The organism is Mesorhizobium sp. M6A.T.Ce.TU.016.01.1.1 (genome assembly GCF_003997065.1).
Lineage (GTDB): Bacteria > Pseudomonadota > Alphaproteobacteria > Rhizobiales > Rhizobiaceae > Mesorhizobium > Mesorhizobium mediterraneum.
In genome coordinates, this window is sequence record NZ_RZTJ01000005.1 from 204318 (window position 1) to 221902 (window position 17585).

A 17585-nucleotide genomic window follows, 5' to 3' on the forward strand; every position below is an offset into this window, starting at 1 on the left:
GATGAAACACGCCGATTCCCAGAGCCCTGTGTCCTTCGTGGCCAATGTCGCTCGGCTGCCGCAAAAGGGGCTGCCGGTGGTGATCGAGGCCGACGCCGCGCAACGCGCCGCGCTGGCGGGCGAGCACGAGTTGCTCTCGGTCGAGAACTACCACGCCGAACTCCTGGTGACGCCATGGAAGCGCAACGGCGTCAAGGTTAGCGGCCGCGTCGAGGCCGACATCACCCAGGCCTGCATCGTCACCCTCGACCCGGTCACGGCGCATATCGACGAGGCGGTCGACGGGTTGTTCCTGCCGGAGCAGTCCAAGCTCGGGCGGCAGGGTTTCGAGGGCGGCGGCGAGATACTGCTCGATGCCGAAGGGCCGGACAGCCCGGAGACATTTTCCGGCAATACGATTGATGTCGGAGCGCTTGCCGAACAGTTCTTTGGACTGGCGATCGATCCCTATCCGCGCAAGCAAGGCGTTTCGATGGAGGCTGCCGACGATGCCGGGACTGAGGAAAGCGAATTCCAGCAAAAGCTGCGTTCCCTGCTGGGAAAATCCTGAAAAGCCGACCCAATCGGAGAAAGCCGGTTGTGCGGCAGCCCAAAAACGCTATTTTCGCCGAACCTTCGCGAGCCCCAAACCGTTGCCAGCGCCAGGCGCTCGCTCAAGCAAACTGTGAGATGAATACCGCGTGATCAGGATTTCCATCGATGCCATGGGCGGCGATCACGGACCAAGCGTGGTCATCCCGGCGCTCATGACGGTCGCGACCCGGCGTCCCGACATCCGTTTCGTCATCTATGGTCGCGAGGAGGCGGTGCGCCCCGAGCTCGCAAAATTCCCCAAGCTGGCGGAAGTGAGCGAGTTCATCCATTGCGAGATAGCAGTCAGGATGGACGACAAGCCGAGCCAGGCGCTGCGCCATGGTCGCTGGAAGTCGTCGATGTGGAAAGCCGTCGAGGCGGTCAAGGCAGGCACCGCCGACGCCTGCATCTCGGCCGGCAACACCGGCGCGTTGATGGCGATGTCGAGGTTCTGCCTTCGCACCATGGCGACCATCGACCGCCCGGCGATCGCGGCGCTCTGGCCGACATTGCGCGGCGAAAGCGTGGTGCTGGATGTCGGCGCCACCATCGGCGCGGATGCGCATCAACTGGTTGATTTTGCCATTCTGGGCACCGGCATGGCTCGCTCGGTTTTCGGCATCGAACGGCCGAGCGTCGGCCTGCTCAATGTCGGCGTCGAGGAGATCAAGGGCCAGGAAGAGGTCAAGGAGGCGGGCCGCATGTTGCGCGAAGCCAACATGGCCTCGATGAATTACCATGGCTTCGTCGAGGGCGACGACATCGGCAAGGGCACGGTCGACGTGGTCGTCACCGAAGGATTTGCCGGCAATATCGCGCTGAAGACGGCGGAAGGAACGGTACGACAGATCGCCGGTTACCTGCGCGCCGCGATGAACCGGACGCTGATGGCCAGGATCGGCTATATGTTCGCCAAGGGCGCCTTCGATCGCCTGCGCGAGAAGATGGATGTCGGCCGCTCCAATGGCGGTGTTTTCCTGGGGCTGAACGGCATCGTGGTGAAAAGCCATGGCGGGGCTGATTCGGACGGCTTCGCGGCGGCGATCGAGCTTGGCTACGACATGGTGCGCAACAATCTGCTCGATCGCATCGAAGCCGACCTCGACCTGTTCCATGCGCGCAATCCGCATGCCCAGACATCTAGGAAATCCGACGTCGTTGCCGACGCAGAGGAATAGGAAAGAGCCTTGATCAGATCAGTCGTGCGCGGCACAGGCGCCGCGCTGCCCCGCCGCATTATGAAGAATGCCGATTTCGAAGGCATGGTCGAGACGTCAGACGAATGGATCGCCCAGCGCACCGGCATCCGCCAGCGCCATATCGCGGCCGACGACGAGACGACGGCTTCGCTCGGCGAGGCGGCGGCGCGCGCGGCGCTGGCCAATGCCGGCCTGACGCCAGCCGATATCGACTTGATCGTGCTGGCGACGTCGACGCCCAACAACACCTTTCCGGCGACCGCTGTCGAGATCCAGAACCGGCTCGGCATGCATCACGGCTTCGCCTTCGACATGCAGGCGGTATGCTCGGGCTTCGTCTACGCGGTGACGACCGCCGACCTCTATATCCGCGGCGGCCTGGCAAAACGCGTGCTGGTGATCGGCTCGGAAACCTTCTCGCGCATCCTCGACTGGAGCGACCGCTCGACCTGCGTCCTGTTCGGCGACGGCGCCGGCGCGATGGTGCTGGAAGCAGGAGAGGGGGCGGGCAGTATTGCCGACCACGGCGTTCTGGCGGCCAGCCTGCGCTCCGACGGGGCCCACAAGGACAAACTGTTCGTCGACGGTGGACCGTCGACCACCGGAACGGTGGGCCATCTCAGGATGGAGGGCCGCGAGGTGTTCAAGCACGCGGTCGGCATGATCACCGACGTCATCGAGGCGACGTTCGCACAGGCCGGCATCACCGCTGAAGATCTCGACTGGTTCGTGCCGCATCAGGCCAATAAACGAATTATCGACGCTTCCGCCAAAAAGCTCGGGATAGCAGAGAAAAAGGTGGTGGTTACGGTCGATCTGCACGGCAACACCTCGGCTGCTTCCGTGCCGCTGGCTCTGTCGGTGGCCGTCGCCGACGGCCGCATCAAGAAGGGTGACCTGGTGCTGATCGAGGCGATGGGCGGGGGCTTCACCTGGGGCGCGGTTTTGGTTCGCTGGTAAGTTTGCCGAACTGACAGGTTCGGTCCTTGACCTTGCCGGATCAATTACTTAGGCTCTATCTTTGCTTGTATCGATTTATATTTTTGAGCTGATGGGACGGTTCGCATGGGGGGAAAGACACTTACGCGCGCCGATCTTGCTGAAGCCGTTTATCGCAAGGTCGGCTTGTCGCGTACTGAATCGGCCGAGCTCGTCGAAGCGGTTCTGGATGAGATTTGCGAAGCGATCGTTCGCGGTGAGACGGTGAAATTGTCGTCGTTCGCGACGTTCCATGTCCGCTCCAAGAACGAGCGCATCGGGCGCAATCCCAAAACCGGCGAGGAAGTGCCAATCCTGCCGCGCCGCGTGATGACCTTCAAATCGTCGAATGTGCTGAAGAACCGCATCCTGCGCGCCCATCAGAACAGCAAGGCCAAGGGCAGCAAATAGCGCCTGCGCTTCAAAGCCCGGTTGAAAACGATCGCCCGCTTTGACGCCGGGCTTGAATATTGTTTCATAAACCGCTGAAATAAGGCCCGATTCGGCAGAACAAGCCGGATCGGAATGGTTCTTTGTTGAGCATGACCTTGCCCGAAAACCGATTCCCACTTTTCGGGATCATGCTCCAGCGTGAGGATTTCGCCCATGGACAAGAGCCCCGATGCTTTCCGCACCATCAGTGAGGTCGCAGAAGATCTCGACCTGCCGCAGCATGTGCTGCGTTTCTGGGAAACGCGTTTCAACCAGATCAAGCCGATGAAACGCGGCGGCGGCCGCCGCTACTACCGGCCGCAGGATGTCGAACTGATCAAGGGCATCCGCCATATGCTCTACGACCAGGGCTATACGATCAAGGGCGTGCAGAAGCTGCTGCGCGAGAACGGCAACCACTTCCTGGTCGCCATCGGCAATGGCGACATGGCGGCCGTCGAGGCGATCTCGCAACGCCGGCAGGCCGATGCGGTGCCGCTGACGCCGGCGGCCCAGCCGCGCGGCGCCGATGACGAGATGCTGGTCGGCGAGCCCAAGGTGAAACCCAGCCGGCGCTTTTTCGGCCTGGGCAAAACCGACGACGAAGGTCCGGTGCAGCCGGGCACGTCGAAACTCTCGCGCGACAATCGCGCTTTGCTGCAGGAAGCACTGTTCGACCTTCTGGAGTGCAAGCGCCTGCTCGATCAGGTGCGCTAAGAGCCGATCGATCGCCGGCAGAACCGGAACTGCTTCCGGAATCATGCGTTCCTCCCGGAAAGGAAGGAAGCATATCATGGTATCATTTTCGACCCTCTCCGACATCGACCTTGAAAAGCAGGTCGCGGCCCTCTCCAGGGAACTGGCGGCGCTGAGGAAAGCCGTGTCCAGGCGGGGCAGCGCCTACTACGAGGACGGGCGTGACACAGCGTCGGACTATTATTCGGATCTTGCCGAGCGCTTCAGCGAGGCGCTGCCTGTGATCAGGAGGCAAAGCAGGGTGATAGAAAAGTCAGCCCGCGAGCACCCGGCGACAGCGGCCGCTGTCGGGCTGGTTGTGGTCGGCCTCGTCGCCAGCCTGCTCCTCAGCCGACAGCAGAAAACGTCGCGAGCGACGTCGAGATCGGCACGTTGAGACAAAAGAAGATGGCGGCCATCCCGTAGACAGCCGCCACTTTCGTCGAGGTGGATCAGCGGGCGAGCTTGAGCCTGTTGTTCGGGCTGACCTGGGCGGTCTGGCTGCATTTGCCGTAGACAGTGCCGTTGGAATCGGTGGCATCAGTGTATGTGCCCTTGCAGTCGAGTTGCAGCACCAGGCAATGACCCGCGCCCTTACAAACCGCGCCGCCGCCGCTCGGATGCGTGCCGTCGGCGAAGGCCGAGTTCGGAACGGAAATCGAGCTGAAGGCCGAGACGACGATGGCAGCGGCGAGCGACAGGCGCTTGAAGTTCGAGATATTGGTCATTTGAGCATTTCCTTCTCTTGGATCGAGGATCGCCGTCCTGGCGTCCTTCAGGTTGGGGAGCGCCTTTCTTGGCGTCCATACCGTCTTGGTGCGGCTCGGAGAGGAAAGGTTCACGCGTCGGTTCAAAAAAATCGCAGTTGCTGATGCGTTCTGCGCTTGGGTCAAGCTCCCGCCGCTGTTTCGATCCTTTCAAAACGGTTGGCGTGCCGGGGACAGTCACCTAACAAGCGAGCGGCTCAGAACCGTCGAAGAATTCAACGATCGGCCAGTCGAAGAACCTGATCGGGACGGCGCCCCGTGCCGGCGCCGCTGAGACCGATGCCGCGGCCGCGCCGGTCCGGCATCACGTTGCCGTGACGATTCCTTTGGTGCTTGGCAAATCGTTAATGACCGGGCATTGTCGCGGCCGTCCCAGGCAACATCATTATTTGATCAAACTCTTTCAGACCACGGAGTTGCCAATGTCCCAAATAGCAAAAAAAGAACCCTTCTCCGAACTGGCGCCAATCGAAGCTACGCCTGATCACAGCGCCCTCAGAACCATCCGGGAAACCAGGGGATACAGCATGGAAGAGCTGTCTCTGACGTGCGGCCTGGCGGTCGATGAGATCGCGGACATCGAGAACGGCAAGAATGCCGATCCATCGAAGCTTCGACGAATAGCCTCTGCGCTTAGGCTTCCGGAAAACGCGCTGGTCAATACACCCGTGCTGACACAATCCGCGGACAGTCGACCCGTCTCATAGCAGCGACGCCAGAGCATCAAACCATACGAGCAAACGAGCGTGATTCTGGATTTGAAGTTCCTGAGTGCTGACGACATGCAACAGAGCAGGAACTTCAAATCCATCGCGCCGGGCATCGGCGTGACGGCCGCCGAATTCGGTTGACCCGAACCGGGTTATCACGATACATCGCGACCGGTCCGGAGTGTAGCGCAGCCCGGTAGCGCACTTGACTGGGGGTCAAGGGGTCGTCGGTTCGAATCCGGCCACTCCGACCAAATAAGCCTTTGAAGACTAAGGCTTATTTGAAATCCGGGGAAACTAGCGACGACGCGAAAAGTAAAATTGGGGCCTTTCTGGGGCCTTTTCCTTTTCTGGGGGCCGTGCCAGTCTGGGGCCATGCCGGCCGCAGATTCCGTTCCCCGCGACAATTGCCGGCCCGAATTGCGCGGCCTGAGTCGCGCCGTGAACGGGCCGACGATCGGCGGCGTACAATGTGCCCGGCAGCGATTCGCTGCCGGCAAGGGCAAGGGCACATGCTTTTCAATGTAAGCGGGGTCGAGGCGCAGCACCGGCCATTGATCCAGAACGGCAATCTTGGCGACGCCTACCGTGCCGGCACATTCGGATGCGTCAGGTTGATCGAGGATGTTGTTGGCGGAGGAAGCTGGAATGACGAGCGCGCCACTTTCGTCGTCATCGAACTTGCCGTTCGCATGATCAACGACTGCGGTGCCGCTGGCCAATTGGCCTTGGCCGGCTTCTGGTCGGCGGCGGGCCATCAGGTTCGCGATTTAGTGGAATGCCACCAGCTGATCGAATATTTCCGCTATCAGCCTTCTCGCGCGCAACCGTGGCTCGATTGCGTGGGCATGGAGCGCCACGACAAATTCAACTTCGGCTTAGTCGGCCGGGAGCTTGAGAAGCTGCGCGGACCAGCGAAGTTCGACCTTAAGCAGAGTTTCGGGTTCTATTCGAATGCAGGGAGCCATCCCAGCACCGGCGGCCTTGCGTGGCAAATGACGGACGTTGGCCAGAAGCTCATCGGGCCGGTTCCGCACCCGGATCGCTTCCGCCTTTTCATAGGCGATCTGTGGGCGCATGCGACGAGGGCGACGCTGGATTTTGTCGACACCATGGATGCGCTCAATCCAGACCACGAGCCGATCCGCGATCAGTTTCGTTTCAGCCATGCCGTGGTCGTCGGCGGAAGGAACTTGCTCGCCAGCATCACCGCCGAACAGGTGCGCGAGTTCTGGAAATAGCCGGCCGCGCGCTGCGGCGGCGGTAATGGCCGCCTGTGCGGCGCGGATACACGCGCCCGTTGCTAGACGGGACGGCCTCCTTGGGCAAAGCTCCGAATCGCGGAGGCCATTGGCAATCCCGCAGGGTCGGCGGGTTCAGGCAATGCCCATTGAAAGATGGGCTGCCGACTTCCCCTTTTTGGCTGTAGCGCTCGGCGGCTGGCGCTCTCGATTGCCGTTTCGTTCGTGAGCGAAACGGTGAACTTCCCATTCACGTCTTGCTCTTGTTTAGGGAGCAATTGCATTCGGGATCGGCCATGGCGGCGACCATGGGCGCGCTGTCCTTTCGTCATTTGCCGGCGGCATCCGGCGCGCTCGGCGGCGGCGCATATTGCGACCAGCCAAATCGGCTTTGCAGGCTGAACATGATCGCTTTCAACGCTGCGCCGTCATTGCCGCCGGCAATGCGCAGCAGATTGCGGATCAGCTCGGCCTCGACGCGCGCGGCGCCTCGGCGAAGTTCAGGCCGATAGTGCCGATAGAGCGTCGATCGCGGGATATGGAGCGCATTGCAGATCTGTGCGATCGGGACGGCGGAACCGGCGAGCACCTCGACTGCCAACCGCCTTGCTCGAGTCGGCTCATGCGGCGGGCGCCCGCGTTTGATCGGCTGTGCGCTCATTTTTCCATCTATGGAGTCCCTAAAATGCCCGGAAGCCCAGCCTCGTTTTTTATAGGACAGAAAAAAATTCTCCGCATGCCGCCCGCGCCGGCCCGGCGCCGCGCGGCCTTGGGAAGTTTGCACCCCGCCCCCTGAACCAGCGGGGAGGCGAAACTACCGCCTAGGGTGGGTCACGGTCTGACTCCTGTTCACTGAGGACGCGGAGGATTCGCGGCGGCTGTCGCTTCAATGCGTTTGGCTACTAACTCCTGCAAACGCCACAGCTGCTTGTCATGAATCCCCAAATCTTCAAGGTGACTCACAGTGCTGTGGAGATAGTCGGCCATGGAACCCCACGGACCGCACGCGACCGCGAGCGCATCGGCGATCTGTTCCAGCGACAGCCCGCGCACATAGCGCTCGCTGCTCCGGTTAATCACAAAGGTGATCGCGTGGAGCGCTCCTTTATCGGTGCGAACATTCACCCAACGCGGCGAATGAGCGGACGGCTTGGCTCGTATCTCACGACGAAAGAGCCTGCCGAGATTGGCCTCGATAGCATTCGGTGGCAGGCGATAGACCGCGCCCTTGCACCGCCCGCCACGGTCGAGCGACAACATGAGTGCGGGTCGCCTGTCTGATCCTCGAAACCACCGGTCCCAACCGAGGCAGAAGGAGCGGTGCCACCCGGGCACAAAGCCTACCCGCTGCTCCACGAAATCACAGGCCGGGTTCCACATCAGTGATCCATAGGCAAAGATCCAGACCTCATCAGCCGACGGTGCGGCGGCAAGTATAGCCCGGACGGTGTCATCATGGTCTGCGTCGGACGGCGCAGTAAAGGGCGGCGGCAGAGATTCGTCCACACTGAGGACCCTCGCGACCAGCTCGGGCGTTAATCGCATTCGACTTGGTTTTGGGACCATCGCTCGCTATCACTCGCACCAGTCGACTGAGGCATCAAGCATTAGATACCTACGGCTCGATGATAGCTGACGGGATCATCTACAGATTGCGCGCGCCGATATCGTCGTCAGGCCACGTTGCCGAAGTCGCCATAGGTCAGCGCTGTCGGCTGCTTGACGGCAAGACCGATCCGCTCCTCGGCCAAGATGGCGACTAGGTTGCGCACAAAGAAATCAGCATGCTCGGTGCTGACCTCAACGCGCGCGGCCCAGCGATCGTACAAGGTGCCTGCCTGCTGGTAGCTGCCGACCAAGAACTTATCGACGGCCATCGCTTTTGTCGGCACGACAGGCAAGCCGAACAGAGCGGGCTGCACAACAGCTTGTGGATCGCCCAAGATGTACCGGCCATCACCATCCTTCAAAAAGCCGGAGTCGCATCCAGTCCGACGGATGCATGACGATGCCGTCCGCCGGGAAGTCGGCCAGCGCGTTCTGCAGGATCGCGAGGCCGATCGTGTCGAGCATCGTCGGATCGGCGATGGTGAACGGCGCCGCGAAGGCCGTGGCGTTCGTGACAAGGCCGTTGAGGTTGCTGCCGGTGCCGTCGCCGTTGAGCAACTGCGCTTCTTCAGCGAGCGCTAGGCCATAGCGAAGCCGTCGATTATGTCGCGAAGCTGCGGCACATCATCGAGCACCTGCCGCGACGCCGGAATCCAATGCGCAATGACTTGCGTCGGCAAGGTTCGCAGGACGAATGCCAGCGCGCTTTCCGGCTTCGTTGCGCCCTCGGCCACGGTCGCCGCGTTGTTCGTGCGTCCGGTCTGCGCCGGCCGCCTATGCGCTTCGATTTTTCCATGGGCAGTAGGGAAAAACTCCTCGACCGATTTTTCGCCGCCAAGAAAAAATTCTCCGCATGGGGCCCGCGCGGGCCCGCCGGGCGGCGGGCTTGGCAACTTTCGACCGCCCCCCTGATGCTAAACTACCGCTTAGGGTGGAAACTTGCCGTATGCGCGCCTGTCGGAACGACGTGATTGCGGCAAGGAGCGGACGTCGCCCCGCCTATGCGGCTTGCTCACTCTAGCGTCGGGGCGGTCCGCAGACCGTTGAATCGAAATCGCTACGAAGCTCACGGGCAGACCTTAGCCTCCTGCGCTGAGCATTTCGATGATTGTTAAATCCAAAGAATCACCACAGGACGGTGGCCGTCGAGCGAGTTTTCAGCAGCCCATTTCCGCAGCCTATTAATGTGCAACTTGGGAAGCTGCCGACATCAATTCCTCGGGATTCAGCGCTCTGAAGGTGTTGAGGCCATCCTCCAGAACTTCAGTGAAGTTCCAGCGTACGATGCCCGCCCGGTCGATTAGGAACTGACCGACAAGCTGCGCCTGGCTGGAAGCCATCGCCTGCTGATCGACTTCCGTAATCTCATATCCTTCCTTCTTGTTAAGAAATTCATTCATTGCCATGACGTCCATAGGCTCGGGCAACTCGCCCGGGAGATGGAACGGTATCGCCATGACCGTGTCCATCCCGACCTCGCGCAAGCCGAAAGCACGGTGCGAGGCTCGCTCCGGGTCGGATGCGGCGAGAAGATCGGGTGCCGGGTGGTAACGGAAATAGAGCCGCGCCCGCTCGACCGGCGTATTGACCACAGCCAGGCATTCGACGCCTTTCTCACGCAGGGCCGGCTTGAGTTGCGCCATCGCCGCGACATGGCGCCGGCAGAACGGACAGTGCAGGCCTCGGAACAAACCGATCAACAACGGGCTACGGCCTCGAAAATCATCGAGCGCGATCTTGCCTTCGCGTGAGATCGCATTGAGCACAACATTCGGTGCCCGGTCGCCCGGCTGCAGCGGGCGGTCAACACTACTCGTGGACATGGACAACCTCCTCGCCCCGGGGTCAGTCAGGGAAAGCAGCACACCCAGCGTTTCGGAGGCGATCAAGTGCTGGGGCGAAAGCTTCCTGTGCCAAGGCAATAGCTTTCGACCTCTGTCATATTGCCGAGGTCGAGATTACGCGCGTTGCAAGCCCATCATAACACGAAAAAGCATCTGCGGGTGCCGCCAAATGTGGTGAATTACCTTACGCGAGCGCACTCCCGAATGCTCTTGCGCTGAAGGTCAGGTTCCCGACCTCGATTTGGAGGTTCGGGTCGTCGGTTCGAATCCGGCCACTCCGACCATTTCAAAACTTAGACTTGTCCCCAGAAATCGATCATGCCCCAGCCGCTGGCACAGGCAGCTCCACCGGCTGCAACTGCCGCTGGTGGCGGTACTCGAGCGCGATGGCACCCCAGATTAGTCCCAGCAGCAGATAGACGTGGCGCCAGTGATCGATGTCGATGAAGGTGCCCAGGCCGATATTGCCGATGAAGGCAACATAGGCGCACAGAAGATAGGGCTGCCACGGCCTGTCGCGCAGGAGAATGCGGAAGCCGGCCGCTATCGTCCAGCAGGTCAGCGCCAGGAACGATACGAAGCCCAGCCAGCCATAGTCCATCAGCATCTTCAGCCAGATGTCGTGCGTGTCCTCGCCGAAAATCGTGCCGAAGACGAGCGGGCCGATGCCGAGCGGATGCTCCAGCGCCATCTGGAAACCGATCGTGTAGCGGGCGAAACGGCCGAGGCGGGCGGTGTCGTAGCTTTGCTCCAGTTGGGCGCGGCTGGAAAACATTTCCGAAACGCCCGGCAGCTGCAGGATGACGAGCATCGCCATCACCAGCAGCGAGATGGCGGCGATGGTCATGACGACGACGCGCAGCCGGAACATGCCGCTGGCGCTCTGCAGGAACAGAGCGCCGGTGAGCAGGATCGCCGAAACGCCGAACATGCCCCAGGCACCGCGTGAGAAGGAGAAGAAAATGCCGGCCGTGATGATCAGCAGCGGCACCGCCAGCAAGGGCATGCGTGAGACGGGGCCCGTCAGCATGAGATAGAGCAGATAGATGCCGGGTAGCACCAGGAACGGCCCGAACACGTTCGGATCCTGGAAGGCACCGGTGGCGCGGTCGTATTTGGTGAATATCTCCGCCCCTGGGAAGGCATGGAAATAGCCTGCTATGCCGAGCAGAGAGGTCAGCACCGCCGATATCACATAGGCCAGGAAGATCGACCGGTAGAGACTGGACTGGACCGATGTCACCGAGGCGACGAACACCGCGGTGAAGGCAAGGAACAGCGACACTGAGAGATAGAGCGGCGCGCCGGCGATATCCGACATCTGGGTCATCGAGATCATGCCGCCGATGTTCATGATCACCAGCAGCACCAGCAGCGGCGCCGCCGCGCGCGATATGCGCAGGCCGAACAACGCCCACACCACGATCAGCCCGGCCATATAGAGGTCGTATGGGGCAGGCTCGGCAATGACGAACCCGGACAGGAAGACGCCTAGGAAAACCGCGCCCGATGCAATCAGCGCGATCAGCTTGGCGTTGACTGCGGCCGGCGGCAGTTCATTCGTGACGGCGCTCAATAAGCATTTTCCGTGTTGAGCAGCCGGATCGGTGTCAGGAACAGGATCCTCAGGTCGAACAGCAGCGACCAGTTCTCGATATAATAGAGGTCATACTCCGTCCGCATGCGGATCTTCTCGTTGGTGTCCATCTCGCCGCGCCAGCCATTGATCTGCGCCCAGCCGGTGACGCCGGGCTTGACCTTGTGGCGTGCGAAATAGCCGTCGACCACCTCATTGTAGAGAAGGTTGTGCGACTGGGCGGCAATGGCGTGCGGACGCGGCCCCACCAGCGACAGCGAACCGAAAAGCGAATTGAAGAACTGCGGCAGCTCGTCGATTGAGGTCTTGCGGATGAACCGGCCGACGCGGGTGACGCGCGGGTCGTTCTTGGTCACCGTCTGCTTGGCCGTCGGGTCCGCCTTGTCGGTATACATCGAACGGAACTTGTAGACCTCGACGATCTCGTTGTTGAAGCCGTGCCGCTTCTGGTGGAACAGCACCGGTCCCTTGCTGTCGAGCTTGATGGCGATCGCGGTCACCAGCATGACCGGCGAGAACACGATGATGCCGATGAGCGAGAAGACGATGTCGAAGGCGCGCTTGGCGACCGAATCCCAGTCGTTGATCGGTTTGTCGAAGATATCGAGCATCGGCACGGAGCCGATGTAGGAATAGGCGCGCGGCCGGAACTGCAGCGCGTTCGAATGCGCCGAGAGCCGGATATCGACCGGCAGCACCCACAGCTTCTTCAAAAGCTGCAGGACGCGCGATTCGGCGGTCAGCGGCAGCGACACGATCAGCATGTCGATGCGGGCGATGCGGGCGAACTCGATGAGCTCGGAAACGGTGCCAAGCTTCGGGTAGCCGGCGACGATGGGTGGCGAGCGCTTGTCGCCGCGGTCGTCGAAGATGCCGCAGATGCGGATGTCGTTGTAGGGCTGCCTTTCGACGGAGCGGATCAGGACTTCCGCCGCCGTGCCGCCACCGACAATGACGGCGCGGCGCTCCATGCGCCCGTCGCGCGCCCAGCGCCGGATAAGCTTCGACATCAGCAGCCTGAGCCCGAAGATCAGCAAGAAGCCGACGACGAACCAGGTGCCGAAAAACAGGCGCGAATAGTCTTCCGACGTTTTCATGACGAATGCCGTGAGCGCCATCAAGGCGAATGTCCCCGCCCAGACCAGCAGAAGACGGCCGAAATTGGCGATCGGGCGCATCAGCGAGACGATCTGGTAGCAGTCGGTGACGTCGAGCAGCACCACGGCAAGGAACGAGGCGGCGGCGATCGTCAGCGGATATTGCCAGGCGAGATGGCTGAAGAAGCCGACATAGTAGAAATAGACGCAGAGACCCGACAGGAACAGCAGCGCGAATTCGACCAGTCGCAAGACGCCGCTGACCATGATCGGCGACATGGTATCGCGCCTGTATTGCGACGCGACCTGACGGGCGACGTCGTTCATCCCGCCAAGGCTATCGCCATTCGCCGGGCCGTCGAATTTGCGCACCGCGTCTATCGAAAAGCGGCGAGCGGGATCGATCTCGTTCATGGGTGCATCCGCAAAGCTTCCCTCAGGTGAATAGCAAAAGAGAGCTAAGAAACCCTTCAAACAACAGGTGGCTTTGGAGAAGCTTTTGGGGCTAGCGCCTTTTTGGAGCTAACGCTTGAGCGCGGCGAAATAGGCCGTCTCGATCGCGGCGGCCATCACGTCGGCGCCGAATCGCGCCTTGAGGTCGGCGGTGTCGGGCATCAAAGCGCCATAGGCTTTGGGGTCGGCCAGCGCCGCGCTCATCTTGTCGCCGAGCTCGCGCGGGTCGGGCCGGATCAGGGCAGGGGAACCGGCGCCAAGGATTTCCGGGATGCCGCCGACGGCGGTGGCGATCATCGATTTGCCGGCGGCGAGCGTCTCCAGCACGATATAGGGCATGGCTTCCGCGCGCGAGGGAACGACAACCAGTTCGGCCAGCGCGAAGGCTTTGCGCGCCGGCATCGGCGGCAGGAAGCGTATATGGCCTTCGAGCCCGAGCCGCTTCACTTGCGCATGGTAGCGCGGCAGGTCGTCACCGTCGCCGACCATCACCGCTTTCAACGGGCGGCCAAGCCGCGTTCCGGCAAGAACCAGCGCATCGATGAAGATGTCCGGTCCCTTGAGGTCGCGCATCATGCCGATATAGAGGACATCGGCCGCATTCTGCTCGGTCCGCACCGGCTCGAACTCGGCGGCGCGCAAGCCGTTGTGGACAAGGTTGTTCGGTGTGGGCGGCTCGCCGACCTTCCTGCGATAAGTCTGTCTTTCATAGTCGGAGACAAACAGAAGATAGTCGGTGAAGCGCGCCATGAACCGTTCGAGCGCGAAGAACAGCTTCCCCGCGACGGTGGTCTCGTCATAGTGAAGAGAGCCGCCATGGGGCGAATAAACGCGGGCTACGCGAGACCTTGATACCCGCAACAATGAGCCGAACAGGCGGGCATAGGCGCCACCCTTGGCGCCGTGCCCATGAAGCACGTCCGGCCGCAATTCCTTGATAATCCCAAAGGTGCGCCAGGCCGAGGCGAGGTCGCCCGGCCCGACATGCCGCTGCATCGGCGTGCGATGGATGCCGAGCGCCATTCTGCCTTTCATCTGTTCGAACAGGTGTTCCTCGAAATCGCCGCCCGTCGTCGAATCGCAGACGATGCCGACCAAATGCCCGGCGGCGACCTGCGCCTCGGTCAGGTCGCGCACATGACGAAAAATCCCTCCGACAGGTGAGCGAAAGCAGTGGACGATCCTGAGTGTGTCCGCCACGTGGTCTAGAACAGGCGTTCGCGAACGTAGACCGTGTCACCGGGCAGAAGCGGGTCGGAGGTGGCCACGCGACCGGTCATGACCTTGCCGTTGATGTCGCGGGTGATGTCGACGCTTTCCTGGTTGGCGCGCGGGCTGAAACCGCCGGCGATGGCGATCGCCTTTTGCACGGTCAGGCCGGGAACATAGGAGTATTGGCCCGCGGCACCGACTTCGCCCATGATGAAGATCGGCCGGTAGCGGTCTATCTCGACCGAAACGTCCGGATCGCGCAAATAACCCTGGCGCAATTTGTCGGCGATCTCGCCTTCGAGCTGCTGTGCGGTGTGGCCGCGCGCCGGCACGGCGCCGACGAGCGGGATCGACAGGTAGCCGGATTGGTCGACGCTGTAGACGTTGGTCAATCCTTCCTGCTCGAACACGGTGACGCGGACCCGGTCGCCGGCGCCGAGGCGATAGGGCTGATCGAGCATTTTATGAAAGGCGGCCGGCGCCGGCCGGTAGCTGGAGCAGCCGGCAAGCAACGACACGGCGAGCAGCGCGTGGAAGAGGGAAGCAGTGCTTTTCATGACCGGACACGTACCTTCGACTGGCCGCTGTTACGCCGCGGCAAACTTTGGAAGTCGAGGTCCGTTATCATCCCGTTAGGGTTAATGGCCGGTAAAGGCGCGCAGCGGAAGCGGCGGCATCCGACAAAAGCCCGACCGGTTCCGATGTTTTTATTGCCGTTTGCGAGTAAAACCTAACAGATGCTTACCGCGATATTAACGGCTGAGTTACCATAGTTGTTTACCGTGCATCCTGACCAATGCATGTCGCCCAAAAGTGCGCAGCGGTTTTGGGACAACGACATGCATGAAAACAATAGCTTAAAGCGCGTCACCTGAACCTGTTCAAACGCGACGCGCTTTAAGTACCGGAGCAGGATGCATGTCCGTTCAATCCGCGGCCGCAGATGTCGACGTCGATCTTAGGCAGCTCTTCGCAAGCCTGGCGAGGAACTGGCTGCGCATTCTTGTCGTGGCGCTTGTAGTAACCGGCCTGGCGCTCGCGCTCGCCTGGCTCGCCACGCCGCATTACATGGCCGAAACACGGCTTTTGATCGAAACGCGCGAATCCGTCTACACGCGCCCCGACGGCACCAACAACGACGACAGCCCGATTCTCGATGAGGAAGGCGTGACCAGTCAGGTCGAGGTCATTTCCTCGACCGACATCCTCAAGCAGGTTGCGCAGAAGCTCAATTTATCGCGGCTTGCCGAGTTCGACGAGGCGGCTGACATGCCGGTGTTGAGTCGTCTGCTCGTCATCGCCGGCCTGAAAAGCGACCCCAACGAGATTCCGCCGGAAGAACGCGTGCTGAAGACCATGCGCGAGAAGCTCAACGTCTATCGTGTTGAAAAATCGCGCGTTATCGTCATCGAATTCTCCTCGGAAAACCCCAGGCTTGCCGCCGAAATTCCGAACGCCATCGCCGACGCCTACATCTCCGTCCAGGGCAATGCCAAGACCGAATCGAATTCCGCCGCAACCGACTGGCTGGCGCCTGAGATCGCCGACCTGTCAAAGCGGGTGAAGGATGCCGAGGGCAAGGTGGCAAGCTACCGCGCCCAGTCAGATCTTTTGATGGGCGGCAACAATTCGGTGCTCGCCACGCAACAGCTTTCCGAACTGTCCAGCGAACTGTCGCGGGTGCGCGCCAATCGCGCCTCGGCGGAAGCGACTGCCGACGGCGTGCGCAGGGCGCTGCAGAATGGCGGCTCGCTGGATGCGGTGCCGGAGGTGCTGTCTTCCGAACTCATCCAGCGTCTGCGCGAGCGGCAGGTCGAGCTCAAGACCAATATCGCCGACCTTTCCACCTCCTTGCTCGACAATCATCCACGCATCCGGGCGCTGAGGTCGCAGCTTGCCGATCTCGATCGCCAGATCCGCAACGAGGCGGAAAAGATCATGAGAGGGCTGATGACGCAGGCGCAGACCGCCCAGGCCCGCGAAAATCAGCTTGTCGCCGACGTCAACACGCTTAAGGCCGCATCGGCGCGCGCCGGCGACCAGCAAGTCGAACTGGACGCGCTGCAGCGCGAAGCGACCGCCCAGCGCCAGTTGCTCGAATCCTACCTGACCCGCTACCGCGAGGCATCCTCGCGCAAGGACAGCAACTATCTTCCGGTCGATGCGCGTGTCTTTTCCCGCGCGGTGGCGCCGTCCGAGCCCTATTTCCCAAAAATCCTGCCGATCGCCGGTGCAGCCTTCGTCGGCTCGTTGCTGCTCATGGCGATCGTGACGCTTCTGCAAGAGCTGTTTTCCGGTCGCGCCATGCGGCCGGCCGCCGGCGCCCGCTTCGAGCGGATCGAGCAGGTCGCGATGCCCGTTGCCAGGCAGGAGCCGGCCGACATCGAAGAAGGCGATATCGGAGAGGTCGAGGACCGGGCGCCGGAAGCGGAGGCAGAGCCGGAAGCGGTTGCCGCAGCGCAAGCAACTGCCCCAGCAACTGGCGAGGTCGTCGAGCCGGCGCGCCCCACCCTTGGCGAGGTCGAGATCGACAAGGCGGTGGAGAAACTGATCTCAAGCGGTGCCGCACGCGCCATATTCGTGTCGCCGGAAGGCGACGAGGCGGCCGCCTCGGCGGTGCTGGTGGCGCGAGAGGTTTCCGACGCCGGCCTGCGTGTGCTCCTGCTCGATCTCACCGCCTCGGGCGCCGCCTCGCGGCCGATGCTGGACAGCGGGCTTTTCCCGGGCATCACCAATCTGCTCGCCTCGGAAGCGCAGTTCAGCGACGTGATCCATCCCGATCTCTATTCGGACTGCCACGTCATTCCCGTCGGCACCGCCGATCCGGTCCGCGCAATGCGCGCCGCCGACCGGCTGCCGATCATCATGCAGTCGCTGACCACCGCCTACGATCTGGTCGTGGTCGAATGCGGACCCACCGACGCGCAAGGCATCGGCCGCCTTGTCGGCGAGGGCACCGAGGTCTTCCTGTCGATGCTGGAGCCGGACGACGAGGTTACGCATGCCGCGGTCGAGCTGATCGAGAGCGGCTACCCCGACCTGACGCTGGTGACGCCGGTCGGCCATGCGACGCCAGGGACGCCGGTGCCCGGACGCCGCTCCGCCGCCTAAGGCGGTTCGGGAATTCGAAGGTCCCCGA

21 protein-coding genes and 1 tRNA gene are annotated in these 17585 nt (G+C 61.8%); 10 read left to right on the forward strand and 12 right to left on the reverse strand.

Features of this window, described 5'->3' with window-relative positions; genetic code table 11:
* The first annotated feature begins 1 nt into the window (after position 1).
* The 4 genes from EOC94_RS12275 (at position 2) to EOC94_RS12290 (ending at position 3161) form a co-directional block, all read left to right on the forward strand.
* On the forward strand, positions 2–550 hold the full coding sequence (locus tag EOC94_RS12275) for a DUF177 domain-containing protein (RefSeq protein ID WP_126106892.1): 549 nt from the start codon (positions 2–4) through the stop codon (positions 548–550).
* 130 nt (positions 551–680) lie between these two features.
* Positions 681–1751, forward strand: coding sequence for a phosphate acyltransferase PlsX (gene plsX, locus EOC94_RS12280; protein ID WP_095485781.1), 1071 nt, complete (start codon positions 681–683; stop codon positions 1749–1751).
* Between the two features lie 9 nt (positions 1752–1760).
* Positions 1761–2732: a beta-ketoacyl-ACP synthase III gene (locus EOC94_RS12285; RefSeq protein ID WP_127206621.1), complete on the forward strand. Its 972-nt coding sequence runs from the start codon at positions 1761–1763 to the stop codon at positions 2730–2732.
* Positions 2733–2837: 105 nt separating this feature from the next.
* On the forward strand, positions 2838–3161 hold the full coding sequence (locus EOC94_RS12290) for an integration host factor subunit alpha (protein ID WP_095485783.1): 324 nt from the start codon (positions 2838–2840) through the stop codon (positions 3159–3161).
* On the opposite strand, the gene EOC94_RS12295 is transcribed toward EOC94_RS12290, so the two are convergent.
* Positions 3131–3358: a hypothetical protein gene (locus EOC94_RS12295; protein ID WP_127290699.1), complete on the reverse strand. Its 228-nt coding sequence runs from the start codon at positions 3356–3358 to the stop codon at positions 3131–3133. The genes EOC94_RS12290 and EOC94_RS12295 overlap by 31 nt on opposite strands.
* On the opposite strand from EOC94_RS12295, the gene EOC94_RS12300 reads away from it, so the two are divergent.
* Positions 3357–3899: a MerR family transcriptional regulator gene (locus tag EOC94_RS12300; protein WP_095485784.1), complete on the forward strand. Its 543-nt coding sequence runs from the start codon at positions 3357–3359 to the stop codon at positions 3897–3899. The genes EOC94_RS12295 and EOC94_RS12300 overlap by 2 nt on opposite strands.
* A gap of 76 nt (positions 3900–3975) precedes the next feature.
* Entirely contained in the window at positions 3976–4314 is a 339-nt protein-coding gene (locus EOC94_RS12305; protein ID WP_127290701.1) for a hypothetical protein, read from the forward strand.
* A 55-nt stretch (positions 4315–4369) separates the two neighbouring features.
* On the opposite strand, the gene EOC94_RS12310 is transcribed toward EOC94_RS12305, so the two are convergent.
* Complete coding sequence (locus tag EOC94_RS12310) at positions 4370–4645, reverse strand: hypothetical protein (protein ID WP_127290703.1); 276 nt, start codon at positions 4643–4645, stop codon at positions 4370–4372.
* A 461-nt stretch (positions 4646–5106) separates the two neighbouring features.
* On the opposite strand from EOC94_RS12310, the gene EOC94_RS12315 reads away from it, so the two are divergent.
* The 3 genes from EOC94_RS12315 to EOC94_RS12325 all read left to right on the forward strand — a co-directional run bounded on the left by EOC94_RS12315 (position 5107) and on the right by EOC94_RS12325 (position 6635).
* Complete coding sequence (locus tag EOC94_RS12315; RefSeq protein WP_127290705.1) at positions 5107–5391, forward strand: helix-turn-helix transcriptional regulator; 285 nt, start codon at positions 5107–5109, stop codon at positions 5389–5391.
* Positions 5392–5571: 180 nt separating this feature from the next.
* Positions 5572–5648: transfer RNA gene (locus EOC94_RS12320), tRNA-Pro, on the forward strand.
* A 258-nt stretch (positions 5649–5906) separates the two neighbouring features.
* Positions 5907–6635, forward strand: a complete 729-nt coding sequence (locus EOC94_RS12325) for a hypothetical protein (RefSeq protein WP_127290707.1) — start codon at positions 5907–5909, stop codon at positions 6633–6635.
* Positions 6636–6963: 328 nt separating this feature from the next.
* Here the strand turns inward: EOC94_RS12325 and EOC94_RS12330 are convergent, their stop codons facing one another.
* The 10 genes from EOC94_RS12330 to EOC94_RS12365 form a co-directional block, all read right to left on the reverse strand.
* The gene (locus tag EOC94_RS12330) at positions 6964–7296 is read right to left on the reverse strand and encodes an RNA polymerase subunit sigma-70 (RefSeq protein WP_127290709.1); all 333 of its coding nucleotides are present in this window, start codon (positions 7294–7296) and stop codon (positions 6964–6966) included.
* A 188-nt stretch (positions 7297–7484) separates the two neighbouring features.
* Positions 7485–8201: a gamma-glutamylcyclotransferase gene (locus EOC94_RS12335; RefSeq protein ID WP_127290711.1), complete on the reverse strand. Its 717-nt coding sequence runs from the start codon at positions 8199–8201 to the stop codon at positions 7485–7487.
* 107 nt (positions 8202–8308) lie between these two features.
* The gene (locus EOC94_RS34545) at positions 8309–8605 is read right to left on the reverse strand and encodes a phage major capsid protein (protein ID WP_245465547.1); all 297 of its coding nucleotides are present in this window, start codon (positions 8603–8605) and stop codon (positions 8309–8311) included.
* A complete protein-coding gene (locus tag EOC94_RS35235; RefSeq protein WP_348627392.1) occupies positions 8592–8801 on the reverse strand; it encodes a phage major capsid protein in 210 nt (69 codons plus the stop codon). Before EOC94_RS35235 ends, EOC94_RS34545 begins: the two co-directional genes overlap by 14 nt.
* A gap of 20 nt (positions 8802–8821) precedes the next feature.
* Positions 8822–9136 (reverse strand): phage major capsid protein, encoded by a 315-nt coding sequence (locus EOC94_RS35240; RefSeq protein ID WP_348627393.1) that lies wholly within the window; start codon positions 9134–9136, stop codon positions 8822–8824.
* A gap of 288 nt (positions 9137–9424) precedes the next feature.
* Positions 9425–10066, reverse strand: coding sequence for a peroxiredoxin-like family protein (locus tag EOC94_RS12345; RefSeq protein WP_127206661.1), 642 nt, complete (start codon positions 10064–10066; stop codon positions 9425–9427).
* Positions 10067–10403: 337 nt separating this feature from the next.
* Positions 10404–11663 carry an O-antigen ligase family protein gene (locus tag EOC94_RS12350; RefSeq protein WP_127290713.1) on the reverse strand — a complete coding sequence of 420 codons (1260 nt, stop codon included), beginning with the start codon at positions 11661–11663 and terminating at the stop codon, positions 10404–10406.
* Positions 11660–13195 (reverse strand): undecaprenyl-phosphate glucose phosphotransferase, encoded by a 1536-nt coding sequence (locus EOC94_RS12355; RefSeq protein ID WP_127206659.1) that lies wholly within the window; start codon positions 13193–13195, stop codon positions 11660–11662. The genes EOC94_RS12350 and EOC94_RS12355 overlap by 4 nt, the downstream gene beginning before the upstream one ends.
* Positions 13196–13303: 108 nt before the next feature.
* Positions 13304–14434, reverse strand: coding sequence for a glycosyltransferase family 4 protein (locus EOC94_RS12360; protein ID WP_126106885.1), 1131 nt, complete (start codon positions 14432–14434; stop codon positions 13304–13306).
* 5 nt (positions 14435–14439) lie between these two features.
* Positions 14440–15003, reverse strand: a complete 564-nt coding sequence (locus tag EOC94_RS12365; RefSeq protein WP_095485792.1) for a polysaccharide biosynthesis/export family protein — start codon at positions 15001–15003, stop codon at positions 14440–14442.
* Between the two features lie 361 nt (positions 15004–15364).
* Here EOC94_RS12365 and EOC94_RS12370 point away from each other — a divergent pair, with 361 nt between their 5' ends.
* Positions 15365–17557, forward strand: a complete 2193-nt coding sequence (locus tag EOC94_RS12370; protein WP_127290715.1) for an exopolysaccharide transport family protein — start codon at positions 15365–15367, stop codon at positions 17555–17557.
* Positions 17558–17585: the final 28 nt, after the last annotated feature.

What these genes read in the sequence shown, in the direction of transcription:
- EOC94_RS12275 (WP_126106892.1), top strand. Translation starts at nt 2, where the DNA reads ATGAAACACGCCGATTCCCAGAGCCCTGTGTCCTTCGTGGCCAATGTC.
- EOC94_RS12290 (WP_095485783.1), top strand. Translation starts at nt 2,838, where the DNA reads ATGGGGGGAAAGACACTTACGCGCGCCGATCTTGCTGAAGCCGTTTAT.
- EOC94_RS12300 (WP_095485784.1), top strand. Translation starts at nt 3,357, where the DNA reads ATGGACAAGAGCCCCGATGCTTTCCGCACCATCAGTGAGGTCGCAGAA.
- EOC94_RS12295 (WP_127290699.1), bottom strand. Translation starts at nt 3,358, where the DNA reads ATGGGCGAAATCCTCACGCTGGAGCATGATCCCGAAAAGTGGGAATCG.
- EOC94_RS12305 (WP_127290701.1), top strand. Translation starts at nt 3,976, where the DNA reads ATGGTATCATTTTCGACCCTCTCCGACATCGACCTTGAAAAGCAGGTC.
- EOC94_RS12310 (WP_127290703.1), bottom strand. Translation starts at nt 4,645, where the DNA reads ATGACCAATATCTCGAACTTCAAGCGCCTGTCGCTCGCCGCTGCCATC.
- EOC94_RS12315 (WP_127290705.1), top strand. Translation starts at nt 5,107, where the DNA reads ATGTCCCAAATAGCAAAAAAAGAACCCTTCTCCGAACTGGCGCCAATC.
- EOC94_RS12325 (WP_127290707.1), top strand. Translation starts at nt 5,907, where the DNA reads ATGCTTTTCAATGTAAGCGGGGTCGAGGCGCAGCACCGGCCATTGATC.
- EOC94_RS12330 (WP_127290709.1), bottom strand. Translation starts at nt 7,296, where the DNA reads ATGAGCGCACAGCCGATCAAACGCGGGCGCCCGCCGCATGAGCCGACT.
- EOC94_RS12335 (WP_127290711.1), bottom strand. Translation starts at nt 8,201, where the DNA reads ATGGTCCCAAAACCAAGTCGAATGCGATTAACGCCCGAGCTGGTCGCG.
- EOC94_RS12345 (WP_127206661.1), bottom strand. Translation starts at nt 10,066, where the DNA reads ATGTCCACGAGTAGTGTTGACCGCCCGCTGCAGCCGGGCGACCGGGCA.
- EOC94_RS12355 (WP_127206659.1), bottom strand. Translation starts at nt 13,195, where the DNA reads ATGAACGAGATCGATCCCGCTCGCCGCTTTTCGATAGACGCGGTGCGC.
- EOC94_RS12365 (WP_095485792.1), bottom strand. Translation starts at nt 15,003, where the DNA reads ATGAAAAGCACTGCTTCCCTCTTCCACGCGCTGCTCGCCGTGTCGTTG.
- EOC94_RS12370 (WP_127290715.1), top strand. Translation starts at nt 15,365, where the DNA reads ATGTCCGTTCAATCCGCGGCCGCAGATGTCGACGTCGATCTTAGGCAG.